This is a genomic window from Edaphobacter modestus, from assembly GCF_004217555.1.
GTDB lineage: Bacteria > Acidobacteriota > Terriglobia > Terriglobales > Acidobacteriaceae > Edaphobacter > Edaphobacter modestus.
Map to the genome: position 1 here is coordinate 4,091,659 of NZ_SHKW01000001.1, position 18,260 is coordinate 4,109,918.

General features: G+C 59.2%; 13 protein-coding genes. 6 read left to right on the plus strand and 7 right to left on the minus strand.

Features of this window, described 5'->3' with window-relative positions; genetic code table 11:
• Positions 1-111: 111 nt before the first annotated feature.
• A complete protein-coding gene (locus BDD14_RS17395; RefSeq protein ID WP_130419906.1) occupies positions 112-1,146 on the plus strand; it encodes a hypothetical protein in 1,035 nt (344 codons plus the stop codon).
• Positions 1,147-1,153: 7 nt separating this feature from the next.
• Here the strand turns inward: BDD14_RS17395 and amaB are convergent, their stop codons facing one another.
• Genes amaB through BDD14_RS17410 form a run of 3 tightly spaced genes read right to left on the minus strand, consistent with a single transcriptional unit; the run spans position 1,154 to position 4,031 of the window.
• Positions 1,154-2,662: an L-piperidine-6-carboxylate dehydrogenase gene (gene amaB / locus BDD14_RS17400; RefSeq protein WP_130419907.1), complete on the minus strand. Its 1,509-nt coding sequence runs from the start codon at positions 2,660-2,662 to the stop codon at positions 1,154-1,156.
• Between the two features lie 14 nt (positions 2,663-2,676).
• A complete protein-coding gene (locus BDD14_RS17405; RefSeq protein WP_130419908.1) occupies positions 2,677-3,405 on the minus strand; it encodes an NAD-dependent epimerase/dehydratase family protein in 729 nt (242 codons plus the stop codon).
• A 59-nt stretch (positions 3,406-3,464) separates the two neighbouring features.
• On the minus strand, positions 3,465-4,031 hold the full coding sequence (locus BDD14_RS17410) for a TetR/AcrR family transcriptional regulator (RefSeq protein WP_165420121.1): 567 nt from the start codon (positions 4,029-4,031) through the stop codon (positions 3,465-3,467).
• A 150-nt stretch (positions 4,032-4,181) separates the two neighbouring features.
• Between BDD14_RS17410 and frr the strand changes: the two genes are divergently transcribed.
• Positions 4,182-4,766: a ribosome recycling factor gene (gene frr / locus BDD14_RS17415; RefSeq protein ID WP_130419910.1), complete on the plus strand. Its 585-nt coding sequence runs from the start codon at positions 4,182-4,184 to the stop codon at positions 4,764-4,766.
• A 65-nt stretch (positions 4,767-4,831) separates the two neighbouring features.
• Here the strand turns inward: frr and BDD14_RS17420 are convergent, their stop codons facing one another.
• A complete protein-coding gene (locus BDD14_RS17420) occupies positions 4,832-5,296 on the minus strand; it encodes a YybH family protein (protein WP_130419911.1) in 465 nt (154 codons plus the stop codon).
• Between the two features lie 44 nt (positions 5,297-5,340).
• Positions 5,341-5,958, minus strand: a complete 618-nt coding sequence (locus BDD14_RS17425) for a TMEM175 family protein (protein ID WP_130419912.1) — start codon at positions 5,956-5,958, stop codon at positions 5,341-5,343.
• Positions 5,959-6,012: 54 nt separating this feature from the next.
• Between BDD14_RS17425 and BDD14_RS17430 the strand changes: the two genes are divergently transcribed.
• The 3 genes from BDD14_RS17430 (at position 6,013) to bamA (ending at position 12,306) form a co-directional block, all read left to right on the plus strand.
• Positions 6,013-8,157, plus strand: a complete 2,145-nt coding sequence (locus BDD14_RS17430; RefSeq protein WP_130419913.1) for a molybdopterin-containing oxidoreductase family protein — start codon at positions 6,013-6,015, stop codon at positions 8,155-8,157.
• Between the two features lie 74 nt (positions 8,158-8,231).
• Positions 8,232-9,239, plus strand: a complete 1,008-nt coding sequence (locus BDD14_RS17435; RefSeq protein ID WP_130419914.1) for a threonine dehydratase — start codon at positions 8,232-8,234, stop codon at positions 9,237-9,239.
• 187 nt (positions 9,240-9,426) lie between these two features.
• Entirely contained in the window at positions 9,427-12,306 is a 2,880-nt protein-coding gene (gene bamA / locus BDD14_RS17440; RefSeq protein ID WP_130419915.1) for an outer membrane protein assembly factor BamA, read from the plus strand.
• Between the two features lie 126 nt (positions 12,307-12,432).
• Here the strand turns inward: bamA and BDD14_RS17445 are convergent, their stop codons facing one another.
• Positions 12,433-13,689, minus strand: coding sequence for a nucleotide disphospho-sugar-binding domain-containing protein (locus BDD14_RS17445; RefSeq protein ID WP_242618026.1), 1,257 nt, complete (start codon positions 13,687-13,689; stop codon positions 12,433-12,435).
• A gap of 314 nt (positions 13,690-14,003) precedes the next feature.
• Positions 14,004-15,506: an RDD family protein gene (locus BDD14_RS17450; protein ID WP_130419917.1), complete on the minus strand. Its 1,503-nt coding sequence runs from the start codon at positions 15,504-15,506 to the stop codon at positions 14,004-14,006.
• A gap of 213 nt (positions 15,507-15,719) precedes the next feature.
• Here BDD14_RS17450 and BDD14_RS17455 point away from each other — a divergent pair, with 213 nt between their 5' ends.
• Positions 15,720-18,218 (plus strand): LPS-assembly protein LptD, encoded by a 2,499-nt coding sequence (locus BDD14_RS17455; protein ID WP_130419918.1) that lies wholly within the window; start codon positions 15,720-15,722, stop codon positions 18,216-18,218.
• Positions 18,219-18,260 lie beyond the last annotated feature (42 nt).

Genomic DNA, 18,260 nt, shown 5'->3' on the forward strand with positions numbered 1-18,260 from the left:
GGTAGCCGCTTGTTTCTCCGTCTCCTGGGCCAAAGTCTCGCCTTGTTGCTTCAAAGCAACGAGGTTGCAGTACATTGGTCGTGTCTTCTATTCACCGGGCGGGAGCAAAGGTTGATCACGACCATCGTAGGTTTCGCCATCAGCATGGCGTTTCTTTTTCTGATGTTGAGTGCGGCATGCTCCGCGATCCAGGAGATCGTCGCCAACCTGTTTCGATGGAGAGCAACCACGCTCGAACGCGGGTTAGCTGGCTTGTTGATGAGCAATGACTTCAAGGAAGTGGTTTATAGCCAGCCGCTGATTCAGGGGCTCTGCAGCCCGGGCTCGCGGGGTGAGTTCAGTCGGCGGCCCTCCTATATTCCCGCGACTACGTTGGCGCTGGCTATCCTGCAGGCGGCGGAAGATCAGGGTATGCAGCTCGATGGGGCAACCCCGGCGAAGCCACAGACGAACAAGTTCGAGAAGACCGAGAAACTTCTCGGTTCGCTTCTGCGCGATTGCAGGGATGCGGGCGAACAGCGCAGGCGCCTGGAGAACTGGTTCAATGAGTCGATGGAGCGCGTCTCGGGCTGGTACAAGCGCAAGTCGCATGCCTGGATCTGGATCTTCGGCGCGATTCTGTGCCTCCTGCTCAATGCGGATTCGATCTCGCTGAGCAAGCGGTTCTGGAACGATCAGACTCTGCGTGACGCCATCAGCGCCGAGGCTACCGAATACATCAAATCGACTCCGCGGGATCAGGCGGTCGGAGACGACAAGGCAGAACTGGATCAGTCCCTTCATCGCATGAACCTGCTTCGCGAGCATCTGCCGGGAGTTCCGCTGGGTTGGTGCTTTGTCGATGCGAAGGCCGCACCGAAGCCTGAGGTAAAGGCTCCCATTCAGGCAGACGGTTTCAAGGCCAGTTGCTGGCCCGATCTCGTGCATCCCACCTCGTCGATGACTCAGGTCGCGCTTGCCGGTACCGATCCCCGCCTTGTCGATATCGGCGAATGGAGTTGGTGGCTTTGGAAGATCGTTGGACTTGCGGCAACCGTGCTGGCGATCTCCCAGGGAGCACCCTTCTGGTTCGACCTTCTTCGGAAGGTGGTGAACCTGAGGCTTGCCGGGAACCCTCCCGCGCCAGCAGCCGAAGCGAAGAAGTAAGGTCGCTTCAGTCGATGTCGAACACGACACCTTGTGCCAGGGGCAGATCGCTTCCGTAGTTGATCGTGTTGGTGGCGCGGCGCATGTACTGCTTCCATGCATCGGAGCCCGACTCTCGCCCTCCGCCGGTCTCTTTTTCTCCACCAAAAGCGCCGCCGATCTCCGCGCCGGAGGTTCCGATATTTACGTTGGCAATGCCGCAGTCGGAGCCTGCGACGGAAAGAAAGCGCTCCGCCTCGCGTATATCGGTGGTGAAGATGGAGGACGACAGGCCCTGCGGCACGTCGTTATGAAGGACTATCGCCTCGTTGAGCTCCTTGTACCGAAGAACGTAGAGAATCGGTGCAAAGGTCTCGCGCCGTACGATCTCGCTTTGCTCCGCCATTTCAACCAGCGCAGGCCGCACATAGAAAGCATCCGGCCAGTTGGAGATCTCGACACGTTCGCCGCCGTGGATCACGGCGCCTGCAGAACGAGCTGTTTCAAGGGTCTTCTGCATGGCCTCAAAGGCACGTCGGTCGATCAACGGGCCTACCAGCGTGTTGGGCTCGCGTGGATCGCCGACCGTGACGGTGGCGAAGACCTTGCGGAGGCGCGAGACAAACGCGTCGCAGATCGATTCTTGCACGATCAGTCGGCGCAAGGTGGTACAGCGCTGTCCTGCTGTTCCCATCGCTGCAAACGCGACCGCCCGCAAGGTGAGGTCGAGATCGGCGGACGGGCAGACGATTGCCGCGTTGTTTCCACCCAGCTCCAGAATCGCGCGAGCGAAGCGTTGCGCCAGGCGCGGACCGACGGCGCGACCCATCGCGGTCGAGCCTGTCGCTGAGAGCAGCGGAACCTGCGAAGACTCCACTAGCGCCTGACCGACCGCCGCATCACCAACAAGCAGCGTCGATAGATTTGCAGGAATGCCACCAACTTTTGCAGCCGCGCGCTCAAAGATTGCCTGGGTGGCCAGCGCCGTAAGTGGCGTCTTCTCCGATGGCTTCCACACCACCGAGTTGCCACAGACGAGCGCGAGCGCAGCGTTCCAACTCCAAACCGCGACAGGGAAGTTGAATGCAGAGATGACGCCTGTAACTCCCAGAGGATGCCAGGTCTCCATCATGCGGTGATTGGGACGCTCTGAGGGAAGCGTAAGCCCCGTGAGCTGACGCGAGAGGCCAGCGGCGAAGGTGCAGATGTCGATCATCTCCTGCACCTCGCCGACACCCTCGGAGAGAATCTTTCCCGTCTCAAAGGTTACGAGACGTCCGAGTGTCTCGCGTTCGATACGCAGCTCGTCGCCAAGCTGTCGCACCAGCTCTCCGCGTCGTGGAGCAGGCACGCTGCGCCACTCGAGGAATGCCTTATGCGCGGCAGCAATGTTTTTCTCGGGAGTCTCCGTTACGCGAACGTTCGCAATGATCTCGCCGGTGATGGGTGAGGTGACGGCGAGCTGACCACCGGTAAATGTTCCGGGGGAGACGCCGAGGCCGGTAAGCAGATTGTGGACTTCCTGCTGGATTTTCATGGGTCTCGGCTAGCCTAGAGCGTCGATGCGCTCTCTGGCAACCGGTGAGCATCTTCGGATGATGGCCAGGTCCCCGCCAGGGCTTTGATATCTCGGATCTCCAGCACCGATTTGGGATAGCCCTTAAGCACGCTGTTGATCATGGCCAGGCCCACCTCGCGCATGGTGCTCACGTGATTTGGGAACAACGCCCTCAGCACCGGATAGAGCCGGCCAATCGCACTGTAATAACCCTTGATGTTCTTCTGCCCATCTGTCGGCCTCATGAAACCGGGCCGCAAGTTGTACACCTTTTCGAATCCGCATCCCATCAGCGCATTCTCGGCCTTTCCCTTCACACGGGCCCACATGATGCGACCTTTCTCGGAGCTGTCGGTATGACTGCCGGATACATGGCTGAAGATCATCTGCGGGTTGAGGCCTGCCAGCGTCTGGGCGAAGTGGAGCGGGATGTCGTACGTGATGCGGGTATATTCTGCCTCACTCATTCCACTCGAACTGATCCCGGCGCAATAAAAGCACGCATCGTATCCGGTAAGTTGATCTGTTACTCGCTCCAGGTGAAGAAAGTCAGGCACGATGCACTCCCGCAGCCTGGGGTGCTTCGCATGGTAGGGCTTGCGCCCCACCACAAGAACCTGTTCGATCGCTGGATGTTCCAGGCATTCCAGCAGGACGCCCTCACCGACCATGCCGGTGGCGCCTGTAAGGATGACTTTGATCTTTGTGCCGTTAGCGTCCATCGAAGTCGCTCCACGTGATGCCATGCAAGGATTTTACACGAATAAACCGAACGTTCGTTCTAGTCGGACGCCTTGATGGCTTCCCACACCTTCTCCGCGACGTCTCGCATCACCTTGGGTGATAGCTTTCGGGGTTGCCTGGCGAGCCGTGCCACCACGCCAAAGGTCAGCTCCTGGATCACCTCCGGTGGCAGCTCGTTCAGTACGCCGCCCTTCGATCGACTCCTGAACCGGCGTTCGAACCCGATCTTTTCCTTGTCGGGCCGCGCGGCCGAGTCGGGATGGCAGACAAAGCCCGCGGTCTCGTACTGATCGAGAAAGCGCATCTCTTTCAGGTGCTTGCGATAAAAGTGGTATCCATTGGTCCACACCTGGAGGAAGGCTTCCTTCGCCTCCATCTCAGGCGAGTAGCCCTCGAGAAGGCTGGTCCGCTTCAGCGCGCGGACGCGTTCGTAGAGAGCCTGGATAATCTCTTCCTTGCTCTGGAAGTAGTGATAGATGACCCCCGCGCTCGCCCCGGAGCGCTCTATGATGAGCGACATGGGAGCTTCGTGGAAGCCTCTCTCCACCACGACATCGAGCATTGCGTCGAGGATAGCGTCCCGCTTGTTCGTCTTTTTTCTCACGGGGTGCACGGGTTCCATTCTTTCACGCGGGGCGTAGCGGATTGGTTCCCGAACTGTACCGGCGAGCTATTGGATCGACGTGATGCTCAATCGCCGGGGTTTTCCGATAGAATTTTCGTTGGCGCAACAGCGCATGAGGACAGAAGCGTTATGGCATCCGCGATGGCAGGCATCGAAGCGTTAAAGGGAACCCACCAGGAGTTGAAGTCCAGAATGGAGAAGTCAGTGGACGACTTCCGGGCACATCTGGCCTCGACCCGCACGGGTCGCGCGAACGTTCACATGCTCGATCAGGTGAAGGTGGACTATTACGGCACCGACACGCCGGTCTCCCAACTTGGCCAGATCAGCACGCCCGAACCGACGCTGATCCTGGTGCAGCCGTACGAAAAGGCGATGGTCTCGGCCATCGAAAAGGCCATTCGCACTTCAAGCAACGGCCTCAACCCGATGTCCGATGGAACTGCCGTGCGCGTTCCTGTTCCTCCGATGACGGAAGAGCGCCGCCGCGAGGTGGTCAAGCAGCTCAACAAGACGCTTGAGGACCACAAGACAGCGATCCGCAACATCCGCCGTGACGGCAACGAACAGATCAAGAAGGCCGCGAAGGACAAACTGATCTCAGCCGACGACGAGAAGCGGGCCAACGAAGAGGTTCAGCAGCTTACCGACGCCGAGATCAAGCGGATCGAGGAGCTCTTCAAGGCGAAGGAAAAGGAAGTAATGACGGTCTGAACTTCCGTCAAGAAGATACCTGGGCCGTCGGGATGACTCCGGCGGCCTTCTTCTTCTTTTAAGGATCACCCTGTCGTGTGGTCGACCACGATCTTCCATCCCTTGGCGGTCTTTTCCAGCACCAGCGAAAAGATGCCCTCGGCGTTGCCGCCGTCTTTTTTCCCGCGTTCGAGGGTGTAGCGTCCGATGACGACAGCGAAGCGTTCGTCGAGGGGATGGACCTCGAGATCGGAGTAGGAAAGAGTTCCCATGGCAGCTTTATTGGGATAGTTGCGCCGGTAAGCCTCCAGCAACCCGGCAAAGCCACGATTGATAGAGGTTGTGATGAAGAGTGTGTCGGGCGAGTCGTTGTAAGCCTGAGCGAAGGCCTCGAGGTCGCCACGGTTCCATGCCTCCTCCTGCGCCACCAGAACCTTGATGACGTCGAGGTGCTGCTGCGGGACGGTGGTCAGAGTTTGCTGGGAGTCAGAGAGAGGCGCGACAAAAAAAACTGCAATCAGAACTAGAGCGAGGCGTAAGCGGAGCGCCACGGGATCACCTCAAGGAGAACTCGAGTCCACTTTAGCAAACAACCTCAGTGGCTATGGTTTTCGCGTGCGAGTTCGGAGGCGTAGCTGTCCGAACGTGCGGTCGGGACGATCCAGATAATCGTAACCAGCGTGATGACTCCCAGTGCGATGTGGGGATGGAAGTGAGCCAGCGGAATCGCCGCGACATAAAGCACGAGGCTGGCGATATGCTTGCGCTGGGTTGCCGTGTCCTCGGGGCTCAGGTCGCCAGTCAGCCGCAGAAGCCGCTCTATCGCCAGGCGCAGCAAAAAGAACCAGAGCGCGGTGAAGATCATCGATGCGGCGTAGAGCGCCACCGAAAACGAGTCCGAATGTTTCTCGATGACATAGGCGGTGAAGAAGGGAAGCAGCGAGGCGGAGAAGAGAAATCCCAGGTTCGCGTAGAGCACGCGGTGATCGCACTCTTTCACGCGGCGGATCATGTGGTGATGATTCACCCAATAGATGCTGGTAAACGTGAAAGATAGCAGATAGATGAACAAGATGGGCGGGATCGAGAGAAGTCCCGCCATGCCGTCTCCGTGCGGGACCTTCAGTTCCAGCACCATGATGGTGATCACCACGGCCAGCACACCGTCGGAGAAGGCCTCGAGGCGGGTTGTTGGATAACGTTTTTCTGCCATGGGCGGTGACGAAGCGCACTCTCAGGGGAATCGTAGCAGGCATAGAATAGATTCATGCCTGATAACCCGGCTACCCACGTGGTTCACGCAGTCTGCTCGCACGATTGTCCGGACTCGTGTGGAGTGCTGGTGACGGTCGACGAAGCCTCCGGACGCGCAACGAAAGTGCAGGGCGATCCCTCGCATCCGGTCACGCGCGGCTTTCTGTGCGGCAAGGTGGCGAAGTATCTCGATCGTGTCTATTCGCCTGATCGCCTGCTGTATCCCATGCGCCGCCGGGCCGGTGTTGCCAAAGGTTCCCTGCCACAGGGGCGGGAGACCGAGGCCTTTGAGCGAATCACGTGGGATGAGGCTCTCGACGAGGTTGCTTCACGGCTGAAGGCAATTGCTGCCGAGCATGGACCGGAGAGCATTCTTCCCTACAGCTACGCCGGGACCATCGGCCAGTTGGGCTACGGCTCGATGGATCGCCGGTTCTTCCATCGGCTGGGGGCGTCGCAGCTTGACCGGACCATCTGCTCCTCTGCCGGGGGCGCTGCGCTGATGAGCGTCTACGGTGTGCGGGTGGGAACGGCGCCGGAGGACTTCGCGCACGCGGGACTCATTCTCGCGTGGGGCGCAAATATTCACGGCAACAATATCCACCTGTGGCCCTTCATCGAAGAGGCGCGTCGGCACGGTGCGCGGCTGGTCGTTATCGACCCCTATAAAACCCGCACGGCGGCGCTTGCCGACGAACATCTCGCAATTCATCCGGGAACCGATACGGCGCTGGCCCTGGGGTTGATGCACGTTATTCTGCGCGAAGGTCTCGAAGACACGGACTACGTCGAGCGGTGCACGCACGGCCTCGCGGAGCTGAAGGCTCACGCGCTGCGGCTCGAGCATGCGCCCGAAGCGGTTGCAAAAGCGACAGGAATCGACGCCGCCACGATTGAGCGGCTGGCGCGACATTACGCGCAGGCTGGTCGCAACGGTCGGCGACCGGCGGCCATCCGGCTGAACTATGGAATTCAGCGCAGCGAAAACGGCGGCACTGCGGCACGCGCGGTGGCGATGCTCCCACTCCTTACCGGCGCGTGGCGCTACACCGGCGGCGGCCTGCAGCTTTCGACCTCGGGCTCGTTCCCGTTCCAGTCTGCTGCGTTGCAGATGCCGGAGCTGATGCAGGCCAGCCCGCTGGCCCGGGCCGCCCGTGTCGTCAATATGAGCCGGTTGGGCGAAGCTCTCGCTGCGGCGGATGCAGGCGTGGGCGGACCTCCGGTGAAGGCTCTCTTCGTCTACAACTCGAATCCCGCGGCGGTCGCGCCGAACCAGAACGATGTCTTACGCGGAATGCGCCGAGACGATCTGTTTACCGTGGTCCACGAGCAGTTCTTTACCGACACAACTGACTATGCGGATATCGTTCTTCCGGCTCCGACCTTTCTCGAGACCAAGGACGTGCAGGGGGCCTACGGGCATCACTTCGTGCAGATCTCACAACAGGCGATCTCCCCACTGGGCGAAGCTCGGAACAATGTTCGACTCTTCGGGGAGCTGGGGCGCAGGATGGGCTTTCCGGAAGCATGCTTCGACGACCGCGAAGACGAGCTGATCGATCAGGCGCTCACCACCGACGATCCGAGATTCGAGGGCATTACCCGCGAACGCCTGGAGCGTGAAGGCCACGTTCGGATCACGATGCCGGTAGATCGCCATGGGGCCGTCCTTCCATTTTCGGTGCCGGAGTGGTTTCGCACTCCCTCGGGCAGGGGTGAACTGACGCCGGTACCGGTGTTTCACGCTCCAACAGAGTCACGCGCCAATGCCGCGGACTATCCACTCGAATTCCTTCCTCGCAAGGCCGACAACTACATGAACTCGACCTTTGCGAACATTCCCGTTCATCAGCGCATGGAGGCGAAGACCGCGGGCCTGCTTGAGATGCATGCCTCGGATGCGGTTCCACGTGGCATCGCGAATGGGGATGAAGTCGAGGTCTTCAACTCACGCGGCAGCGTTAAGTTACGTGCGCATGTAGACGGCCATGTGGGTGCAGGGGTGGTTGCGGCGAGGCTGGAATGGAATAAGCTGACTCGCGATGGCTCAAACATCAATGCTCTGACCAGTGAACGGCTCACGGATATCGGTGGGGGAGCGACGTTCTATTCCACGCTGGTCGAGGTCCGCAAGGTCCACGCCGCTCCCGGCGAATAGCCTACACTTTCGAAGCTGCCGCTCGATCCACCGCATCTCATCGTCATCCCATCGATGTTTGGAGTGAACCTCGCATGAACCATGGATTGCCCGGACTTGAAGAGATCCGTCAGGCCGCCGAGCTGGTGTACGAAACGATGCCGCCGACTCCGCAGTACAAATGGCCTCTGCTAAGTGCGCGCGCAGGGGCGGAGGTGTGGGTCAAGCACGAGAACCATTCTCCGGTGGGCGCATTCAAGATTCGCGGCGGGCTGGTCTATATGGATTGGCTGAAGCGCAGCCACCCTGAAGTGACAACCGTGGTGACCGCCACGCGCGGCAATCATGGGCAATCGATCGCGCTGGCTGCCACCAGGAGCGGCATTCGCCCCGTCATCGTTGTACCCCGGGGCAATAGTATTGAGAAAAATCGTGCCATGCGCGAGCTGGGTGCTGAGTTGATCGAGGAGGGCGACGACTTTCAAGCGGCCCTGGAGCACGCGACGAAGCTCGAACAGGAGAATGGCTGGCACTGGGTTCCGAGCTACCACCCTCTATTGGTCACGGGAGTTGCGACTGCGGCGCTTGAGTTTCTGTCTGCTGTTCCTGAGCTCGACAATCTGTATGTTCCTATCGGCATGGGCTCGGGGATCAGCGGCATGATTGCGGTGAGGGATGCCCTCGGCCTCAAGACCCGAATCGTCGGGGTCATCTCGAAGCATGCTCCGGCCTTTGCGCTGTCGCTGGCGGCTGGATCTGTGGTTGAGCACCCGGCGGCGACGCGTATTGCGGACGGGGTCGCCTGCAGGAAGCCAACGGATACGGCCATCGAAGTGGTTCGGGCAGGCGCGGACCGCATACTCCAGGTTGACGACGACGAGGTAGAGGCAGCGATGAGATTTTACTTTTCCGATACCCACAACCTCGCCGAAGGTGCAGGTGCAGTGGGGCTGGCAGGGTTGTTGCAGGATCGCCCGCGGGGCGGGTCCCGGGTGGGCACCGTCCTGGGCGGAGGTAATGTGGACAGCGACGTCTTCGCCAAGGTGCTCCATCGAGCAGAAGGAGCGGCTGAGAGCGGCATTTCTGCTCTCGCCGCCGGGTGAACCGGGCGAAGTGAATGAGAAAACGATGGTTCGCTTTTTCGAAAGCTGGTTCGGAACTCGCTAAGGCGCCTTGCGCTCCCATATAATCGAGACTCCCCTTCAGGAACCCGTCGGGGCACGATTTCCAAGCAGTGAGGGTGTGCGTATCTTTACCGTAGATCGAGAGAGCGGAAGCTCCCTGAAGAGTATGTCAAGGCCTGTGTGCACGCGCTCCAGCTGCTCCCGCATCGCTTATGCCGTGTTGTTGACTGTCTTTGCCTTCGCGATGGTTCCGTCGCTTCGAGCACAGGCTGTCGGTTCTGAAGCCCAGCCGCTCTGCCAGCCGCAGGTCGTCGGCAATCGCAGAATTCCCAAGGAGTCCGTGCTCGCCAGGCTGTTTTCGCACCAGGGCGATCTGTATGACCCTCAGGTGGTCGAGCGCGACTTCAACTCGCTGTGGAATACGGGATATTTCGACGATGTCCGCATCGAGCGGGTCGACTCTCCCAAATGCGTCCAGCTGGTGATCTACGTCCGAGAGAAACCCACGATCCGCGAGATCAACTACAAGGGTATTAGCACCGTCTCGCAGTCCGACATTATGGATGCCCTTAAAAAGGCGAAGGTTGGGCTCTCCGTAGAAAGCCAGTACGACCCTACCAGGATCAAGCGCGCCGAGGTGGTCCTTAAGGAGCTTCTCTCCGCGCACGGTCATCAGTTCGCAACGGTCAAGGAAGAGATCAAGACCATCCCTCCGGCAGCCGTTTCCGTAACCTTCACGGTGAAGGAAGGTCCGACGGTCAAGGTTGGAAAGATCGCCTTCGACGGGAACAACAACGTTCCCGACCGCACCCTGCGCAGTGCGATGAAGAACCTCAAGCCGATCGGGATTCCGCACTCGATTATTCTTGAGAATCTCTTCGCCCGTACCTTCGACTCCAGCAAGCTCGATGAAGATACCGAGCGCGTGCGCCAGGCATACCGGGACCGCGGCTACTTCAAGGCTCTTACGAGCGAGCCGACGACCCACGTGCGCGACGCGGGCGGTCTGAATCCGCTTACGTTGCGCCCGTCGAAGGGCAAGCGGATCGACATTCTGATGCCTGTGGAAGAGGGCGACCGGTACCGCCTCGGCGGCATCACGTTCACCGGCAACAAGCACTACACGAATACAAAGGCGCTGCGGGCTCAGTTTGCCCAGAAGGACGGCGAGTTCTTCAACGCCACCCTGTTTGGTAAGGGGCTTGAGCAGTTACGCAAGGCCTATGGCGAGGGTGGCTACATCAACTTCGTCGGAACCCCGGTGCCGCGGATCGATGAGGCCAAGAAGCAGATCTTTCTGGATATCGATATCGACGAAGGCAAGCCGTTTTATGTCTCCCGTATCGAGTTTCAGGGCAACAGCATCACGCGCGACAAGGTTATCCGCCGCGAGCTCCTTCTCGAGGAAGGGCAGGTCTATAACTCCCGGTTGTGGGAGCTGTCGATCATGCGTCTGAACCAGTTGAACTACTTCGAGCCTCTCAAGGCCGAGCAGGACTCCGAGAGTCGCCAGAATACGGATGACGCGACGGTGGACCTCTTGCTCAAGCTCAAAGAGAAGGGCAAGAACTCCATCGGCCTCAACGGCGGTATCAGCGGACTTTCGGGATCCTTTATTGGTCTGAACTACGAGACGAATAACTTCCTGGGTCTAGGCGAGACCCTCTCGGTGCAGGCAAATATCGGCGACCTGTCCCGTAACCTGACGTTCGGATTTACCGAGCCGTACTTCCGCAACAAGCCTATTTCTCTAGGCATCCAGGTGTTCACCACCAAATACGACTTCAATCCGGCCAAGGGTTACTCCATCGCGAGCAACCTCAGCCAGAACGTGAGCTCGGCGCAGCAGTCGTTGCTGACGAACTATAACCAGGCTTCGACGGGTATGACGCTTTCGGTGGGCCAGCCTCTGCGGCATCTGTTCGCTCGAAGCGGAGTCACCCGCGTGGGTCTCTCCTACGCGCTGTCGCGCTCCTCGGTAACGACCTTCAACGACAACACGCGAAACGTCTTTCAGACCCTGGCCTTCCGCTCCGGCGTGCAGGGGCAGAATCAGCTGAACGGCATCATCTCCTCGGTTCTCACTCCCAGCTTCACGTTCTCTAGCCTCGACCGCGCAGTGGGTCCGCACTCCGGCAAGGATCTCAATGCGGCGGTCTCGATCGCCGGCGCGGGCGGAAACGTGAAGTACATCCAGCCGATCATGAGCTGGCGTCAGTTCTTCCCCATGAAGAACCTGAAGGTGAACAAGGAGGGCCACAACGTCCTTGGATATCGCATTCAGGTCTCCCACATCTCGGGCTTCGCCGGCGAGGTTGCTCCTCCCACGAACCGTGTCTACTCCGGTGGAGAATCCGACGTTCGCGGCTTCGACGTTCGTTCGGCGTCGCCCTATACCTTCATTCCTAACCAGGTGTTGTTCAACCTGACGAACCCGGATGGCAACACGGTTCCGCGTGACCCATCGAACCCTGCCCTGGGTAGCGTCCAGATTCCATTGCCGCTTTATCGTCTGGTCTCGATCGGCGGCGACACCAGCATGACCGCGAACCTGGAGTACAGGATTCCGATCGTCAATCAGGTCACGTTCGCCTTCTTTACCGACTTCAACATGACCTTCGACCTCCGGCCGGACCAACTCCGCCAGAGCATCTCCGGACAGCAGGCGATCTCAAGTCCGATGTATGGTTGCCCGACGGTTATCAACGGCGCCTGCTTCGGCGGTAAGCAGCTCTCCTTCCCAAACCCGCTCCAAGTGGTTCCGGGAACGAACTATGTCCCACGCATGTCGAACGGTGCGGAGCTGCAGGTGATCCTGCCGATCGTGAACGCTCCGTTCCGCATCTTCTATGCGTATAACTCCCTTCGCCTGTACAAAGATGTTCCCCAGCAACTGGCGACCGACAGTGCGACGTTCCGAAGCTTCTTCCCAGACTCGGGAGCTGGCCAGTATACGTACCTACAGGCCTTGCAGCTCTACGGCTCTCCTTATACCCTGCGCGAGCCCCGAAAGACATTTCGTCTGACGGTCAGCACCACCTTCTGACCGAATTCTTCTGGTTGCAGGAGAAGGCTGGAAGCCGCCGCAACAATAGCAAGGCATAACAAAGAAAGACCCCGATCCAATCGGGGTCTTTTCTTTGCTTTGGGGAGGGCTGACAATAGGTTGATATTAGAAAGACGAGCGGATGCCACTCGCTTCCAGAACCAATTCTTCTGGAACGCTGTTTGCGAAGGCATCTTCAATGACGTCCGCCGCAAACTCCAGTCCACGAATCTTCGTAATGGCCTCTTGAATCGAATGAGCCTTCTCGCGGTAGCTCGGATGGTCCTGCACCTTCTGGATCAGTTCTGTGAGCCTTTCCGTTGTGAGATCATCCACGGTCACATACTCTCCCACGCCGTGGTAAGCGATTCGTGTTGCCGCTCCGGGCTGGTCATAGGAGATCGGAATCGCCACCATCGGAACTCCCTGCGCGAGGCATTCGAGAGTGGTATTCATGCCTGCATGAGTGATGCAGAGGGATGCGCGCTTCAATAACTCAAGTTGAGGAGCTCCCTTAACCACGATCACATTGGAAGGGATGGTCCCGAGGTCTTCAGGATTTACGCTCTTTCCAATCGAAAGGACTGCCTGAAACTTCGGGAATCTGGCGAGCGACTCGAGAATGGCCTTGTAGATAAAGTCGAGGCCGTTTACGAGGGTTCCCAGGGACGCATAAATCAGCGGTCTGTCATCCAGTTTTTCCCATGGAAAGGGAGCGGGTACCCGGCCTGAGCCATCGTGGAAAGGGCCGGCAAAATGAAACTGCGGAACCGTAGGCATGCCCGGATAGTCAAACACTTTCGGAGTCTGAGTAATCACTGCCAATGGGGAGAGAGTCGCTGCCGGATTGGTCCAGTCGATATCAAGCCCCATCCTTGTGGCATATGTAGTCGCAATCGACACAAGGGGCGTAAAAAAGCTTGCGAAGGATCCTACGGCTTCCCTATAGGTAGCGCGTGCTTCCTCTGAATCTTCATACGGAAGGGTGAAGAGGCAGGGAGGCGTCTCTCCTGAAAAGTCGATATGGAGCACATTCCAGATGTGAACATACGGCAGGCCCAGACTTAAGGGAACAAGCTCGGCGTAGAAGTAGATCGTATCGATCACAACAGCTTCAATGCCAGCCTCCAGCATCTTCTGGGGGAGGTAAGCGAGAGCCGCTTCGGTCAGGATTGGCGATATATGCATGGAGGTGTACTGCATCACCTCCATGCCGTGAAGCTTTGCCACGGGATCATAGATGCCAGTGCCTTTGGGCAATTCCTTTTCGCCATACGACACAAATTTCAGACCAGCAGCACGTACCGCGGGTTCAGTATCGGGAGTTCCAAAAAACACAATCTCATGGCCGCGCGACTGCAGTTGGCGTGCAAGTGCGGTCATAGGGTTTAGGTGACCTGTCAGGGGTACGCTTATAAAGCCGATTCTCATGATGTCGATGATCCCTTCTCGTTCACCGGGAACCGCATCCCTTCGGATCAGCCCTGAATTCTAGGACCAATAGGAATGAGCAGCGCGGTGACTCGCAAGGTTAACCAACACAGGCCGGCTTTTATTCCAGCCACAAGAAGGCGAAATCAATCGAAAGGTTCGTAAAAAGTGGTTGCACGCAGCCGAAATGGGTCGTAAATGACGGAGAAGAAAAGGGAACCCTCTGTTCTCAGGAACAAACCCCAAGGACGCGCCGAATCGATCTTTTAGTAGCTGCGCTGATAGATGCGCGAGATGCGGTCATGCCAGCCCAGCCGCTCGTCATCGAGCAGCGCCCAAAGCACGCCGAGCCCAAGGGAGGCCGACGATAAGGCCAGAGCGAAGATGCGGCGTCGCATTGCAGCGCGGCTGGGATTGTCGTCTGAAAAAGTGCAGAGGGCAATCCTGGCGTAACGCATTCCCAGCGTGGAGTTTGAGAAGGTGAAGAAGAGCAGCTGATAGAGAAAACCGAGCAGAACGATCGCGCCTATCCCGGAGATTGCGGCAGTCGAAAGCGACATATGCAAGCCGCCCGGAATGAAGTGCGCGGCCGTCAGGACGGCGGCGGAGGTAAATACCAGGAACGCCGCGAAGACGACGCAGGCATCGACGGCTGTAGACATCAGACGAAGATCGAGCGGCGCCACCTGAAGAGGAGTGGCATAGAGATGCTGGGTCTCCGGAGAGAGCTGCAGGTGTTGTGCGGCGTATGGTTCCGCGGCCGGCGTGGAATATTCCGAAGGGTACGATGCCGCAGGGGCGGAGGAATGCGGACCGTAGGCGCCAGTATGCGAGCGGGGCTGCGCATCCAGCAGAATCGAGGTCCATTCCGGCGCAGCCGTCTCGGCTGCTGGCTCTGCGGAGATCTGTTCGACCTCCACCTCGAAGATGCGGAGCTGCGACGCGTCGGAGTGAAGTTCAGCCTCTTCACGCAGGGGGCCCTCCGCCAGGCGCGGGCGGGCACGGCGAGCGGCAACGAGCTGACGCGGGAACTCGATAAGGTTTCCGGGAATCTCTATCGGGGGCTCGACCGGATCGAAGACCGGAGATTGGCGAAATGCTATCTCCTCATCCAGAAACAGCGACTCCGATGGATCGTTCTGGTCGAGGTGGCTGGCCTCGATGTCTTCCCTTCGCGCATGGCGCGCACGGAATGCAGGACCAGCCGCATCGATGCCGGGCAGGCGCAGATCTTCCGCATGCCGGACGGTATAGACCGTGGCGGCGGCTGAAGCAGATGCCACGGTCTCGAATTCAAGCTGTTCCGTTGTGTCTTCGGAGAGCTGGGCGGTCCTGTCGGCACGGGCGGGAGCTGAGGGAACGGCAGCCGGGACTGGAGAGGAGTCTCTGTACTGATCGAGCTCGGTGAGCAGGTCGTACTGTACCTGGGCGAGAGCCTCGGCATTTCGTACAGCGATCTCGGCGGCCGCTTCGGCCTGTCTTGCTGCCTCTTCTGCTTCGCGGACGGAGCGTTCGGCCTCTTCGGCGAGAAAGGCGCGGTAGCTCTTCGATTGGGCGTAGCGTTCGGCGACGGCGGCCGCGATGCGGGAGGCTTTTGCGCGCGGATTTGCGTTCTGCGTAGCCTGTTCAGGCTCAGAGCTTCGGGGTCGGCGGGAACGATGCGCCGCGAGCCGCTCGGCCACCTGCTGTCGCAGCGCGAAGGGTTCCTGGGGCGCTTCCGCTCCCACAGCGCCTTCGTCTTCCGTCACTCTCTTTCGCTCTGCGTTCATGTTCCTTGAAAACCTCAAACCCACACAGGGTGAAATTCAGTTAGCCTCAATAGAGTGGTGGTAAGTCTGATACGTTTCGATCCAAACGAATCGGTTGTAAGGGCCCAGAGACCGTACAGCCGAGCCCGTGGTAGCAAAGCCGTTGCCGAAGTGGGCGCTCGCAGGCACCGATGGTCCGGACGTCTGCGCGGGGTTTATCTTCTGATAACTATCATGGGGCTGGCCTGGAGTCATCCACAGTTGCGGGCCCAGGAGGTGTCGAATCAGGAACCCGCGAGTGCGACGCAGCTTCCGGAGGGGCCGGACGTGAGCACGTCGCGCTATCCGGATGCGATTGTGCTTCCGGCAGAGGACGATAGTTCGACGGTTGTCATCGAAAGCTCTGGCCCGCAGACAAAGACAGGAGGCCGCTACACGCTGGATGACGATGTGGTGATTACGTACGGCGATCGCCGGGTAGAGGCCGACCACATCGACTACGACGGCGATACGGGCGACCTGAATGCTAGCGGGCATGTGAAGGTCAGCGGCGGGCAAAATAACGAAAGCATCACCGCAAGTCACGGAAGCATGAATCTCAAGACGCAGACGGGACGATTCTTCGACGTCAAGGGCACCGTCGGGCTCCGGCCGCCTGGTCAGAAGCCGGTTTATGACAACGGCCAGCCGTTTTTGTTTGAGGGCAGGATTGTGGTGAAGACCGGACCCCAATCGTATGACATCTATGGAGGATCTGTAACGTCCTGCCAGCTGCCTCATCCCGACTGGCAGTTGTATGCGGAAAAGTTCAGCGTGACGTCCACAAAGGCGACCGCAAAGAATACTGTCTTTCGCGTCATCGACGTACCGCTGGTATATCTACCGTATGCGACGCACCCGGTTGGCGGCGAAGAGAGGCAGAGCGGATTCCTGGTTCCTGTTATCGGTGAGTCCTCCACAAAGGGCCTCGTGCTGGGGGAACAGATCTACGTGGTATTGGGCCGCAGCTCCGATATGACGGTAGGCGCGCAGTACTATTCCAAGCGCGGCTGGGAGCAATCCGCGACCTTCCGCTACCGCGGTCAGGGAAACAACTTCGCGTTGGCGCACTACAGCGGTCTGCTCGACCGCGGCTTCGTCACTGGAGGCCAGTATGTGAACCAGGGGGGACAGGATATCGTCTTCTCCGGACGCTACGACCTGAGCCACCAGACGCGCTTCGTGTCCGATCTTGAATACCTGAGCTCCTATCCCTACCGCGAGGCCTTCACCGAAAACTTCAACCAGGCGGTCTCGAGCGATATTCTGTCGATCGGGTATGCCATCCATCAAGCCGCAGGCTATTCCTGGGCGATGCGCGCCGACCGTTACCAGGGATTGAAGCAGGCGGCAACTGCCACCGAGCCTGAGGAGCAGGTACGTATCTTCCACGCACCATCCGCGGACCTATCCACGACAGAACACAGGCTGGGAGTGTCGGGGGCGTTCTGGAATATAGAGAGCTCGATGGCGGGGTTGAAGCGGGTACAGCCGAACTTCGCCACCACCGGTCTGACGGAGCGCTTTGACATTCATCCCGAGGTCGTACTTCCTCTAAGCGCAGGGGGATGGAGGTTCCGGCCCTCTGTTGCAGTCCGCGACACGATTTACACCAGAAGCCGAGAACAGTCCTCCACCTCTCTCGTTCCCGAGGAGAGCGGCGAAGCAGTCAATCGGGGCGACGTCGAGATAGGTGTGGAGGCGAGAGCCCCGGTCCTGGAGCGAACCTTTACCTCTCCTTTCGTGCATAAGCTCTTCGGATCGGATGTGAAGCATACGATTGAACCGATGGCGGCCTATCACCTTGTGAAAGGTGTGGACAACTTCGGCCAGTTGCTTCGGTTTGACGAGACCGACGTGGTCAGCAATACCAACGAGGTGGTGTACGGCGTTACGCAGCGGCTGTTTCTCAGGCAAAAGTCGAGCAGCGAGACATGCCCGGAACAGAACGACGATGCGGCAGGCGCGGCGGCGTGGACCGGGGCCGCGGCTGGAGGCGTGATGGGAGGAGTGGGGAATGGAGCGGCCTCCGACCCGGGATATGTCGGGGCCTCGTCGGGATGCGGAGGTCGTGAGCTGCTGTCCTGGAGGTTGACCCAGAAGTACTTCCTCGATCCGCAGTTTGGGGGCGCCGTTGTGACGGGAACCCGGAATATCTTTCAGACGACCCTCGATCTGTCCGGCGTCGCCTTTCTCACTGAGCCGAGAGAGATTTCGCCGCTGATCTCACGGCTGCGGTGGAAGACCTCGGATCATTTCGATGCGGAGTGGGACTTCGACGTGGACACCGGAGCGAAGAAGTTGACTTCCAATAACGTGCTGGTTAATTTCCATGAGGGCCAGATCTTTTCCGGTCTGAGCTATGCCCGGCTGAATGCCCCGGGACGGTTCAACATAGCCGGCTTTTCTTCTGCCGTCTCGGACTTCACCCAGTTGCGGGTTCTGCTGGGATATGGCGGGCCCACGAAGGGGGGATTCGGCGTTGCCGCGAATGCCGGGCTCGACCTCATTCACACCCAGGTGCAATATGCTGCCCTGCAGGTCCAGTACAACTGGGATTGCTGCGGTCTGAGCGTCGAATACCGGAAGTACGAACTGGGTTCGGTGCGCAATGAGAACACGTATCGCTTCAACTTCACGCTGGCGAACATCGGGACAGCAGGAAATTTAAGGCGGGCCGAGCGGCTCTTCTGATCCGAGCCCGGGCGGGGGGCGATCCAGCCCTGCGTGAGATAA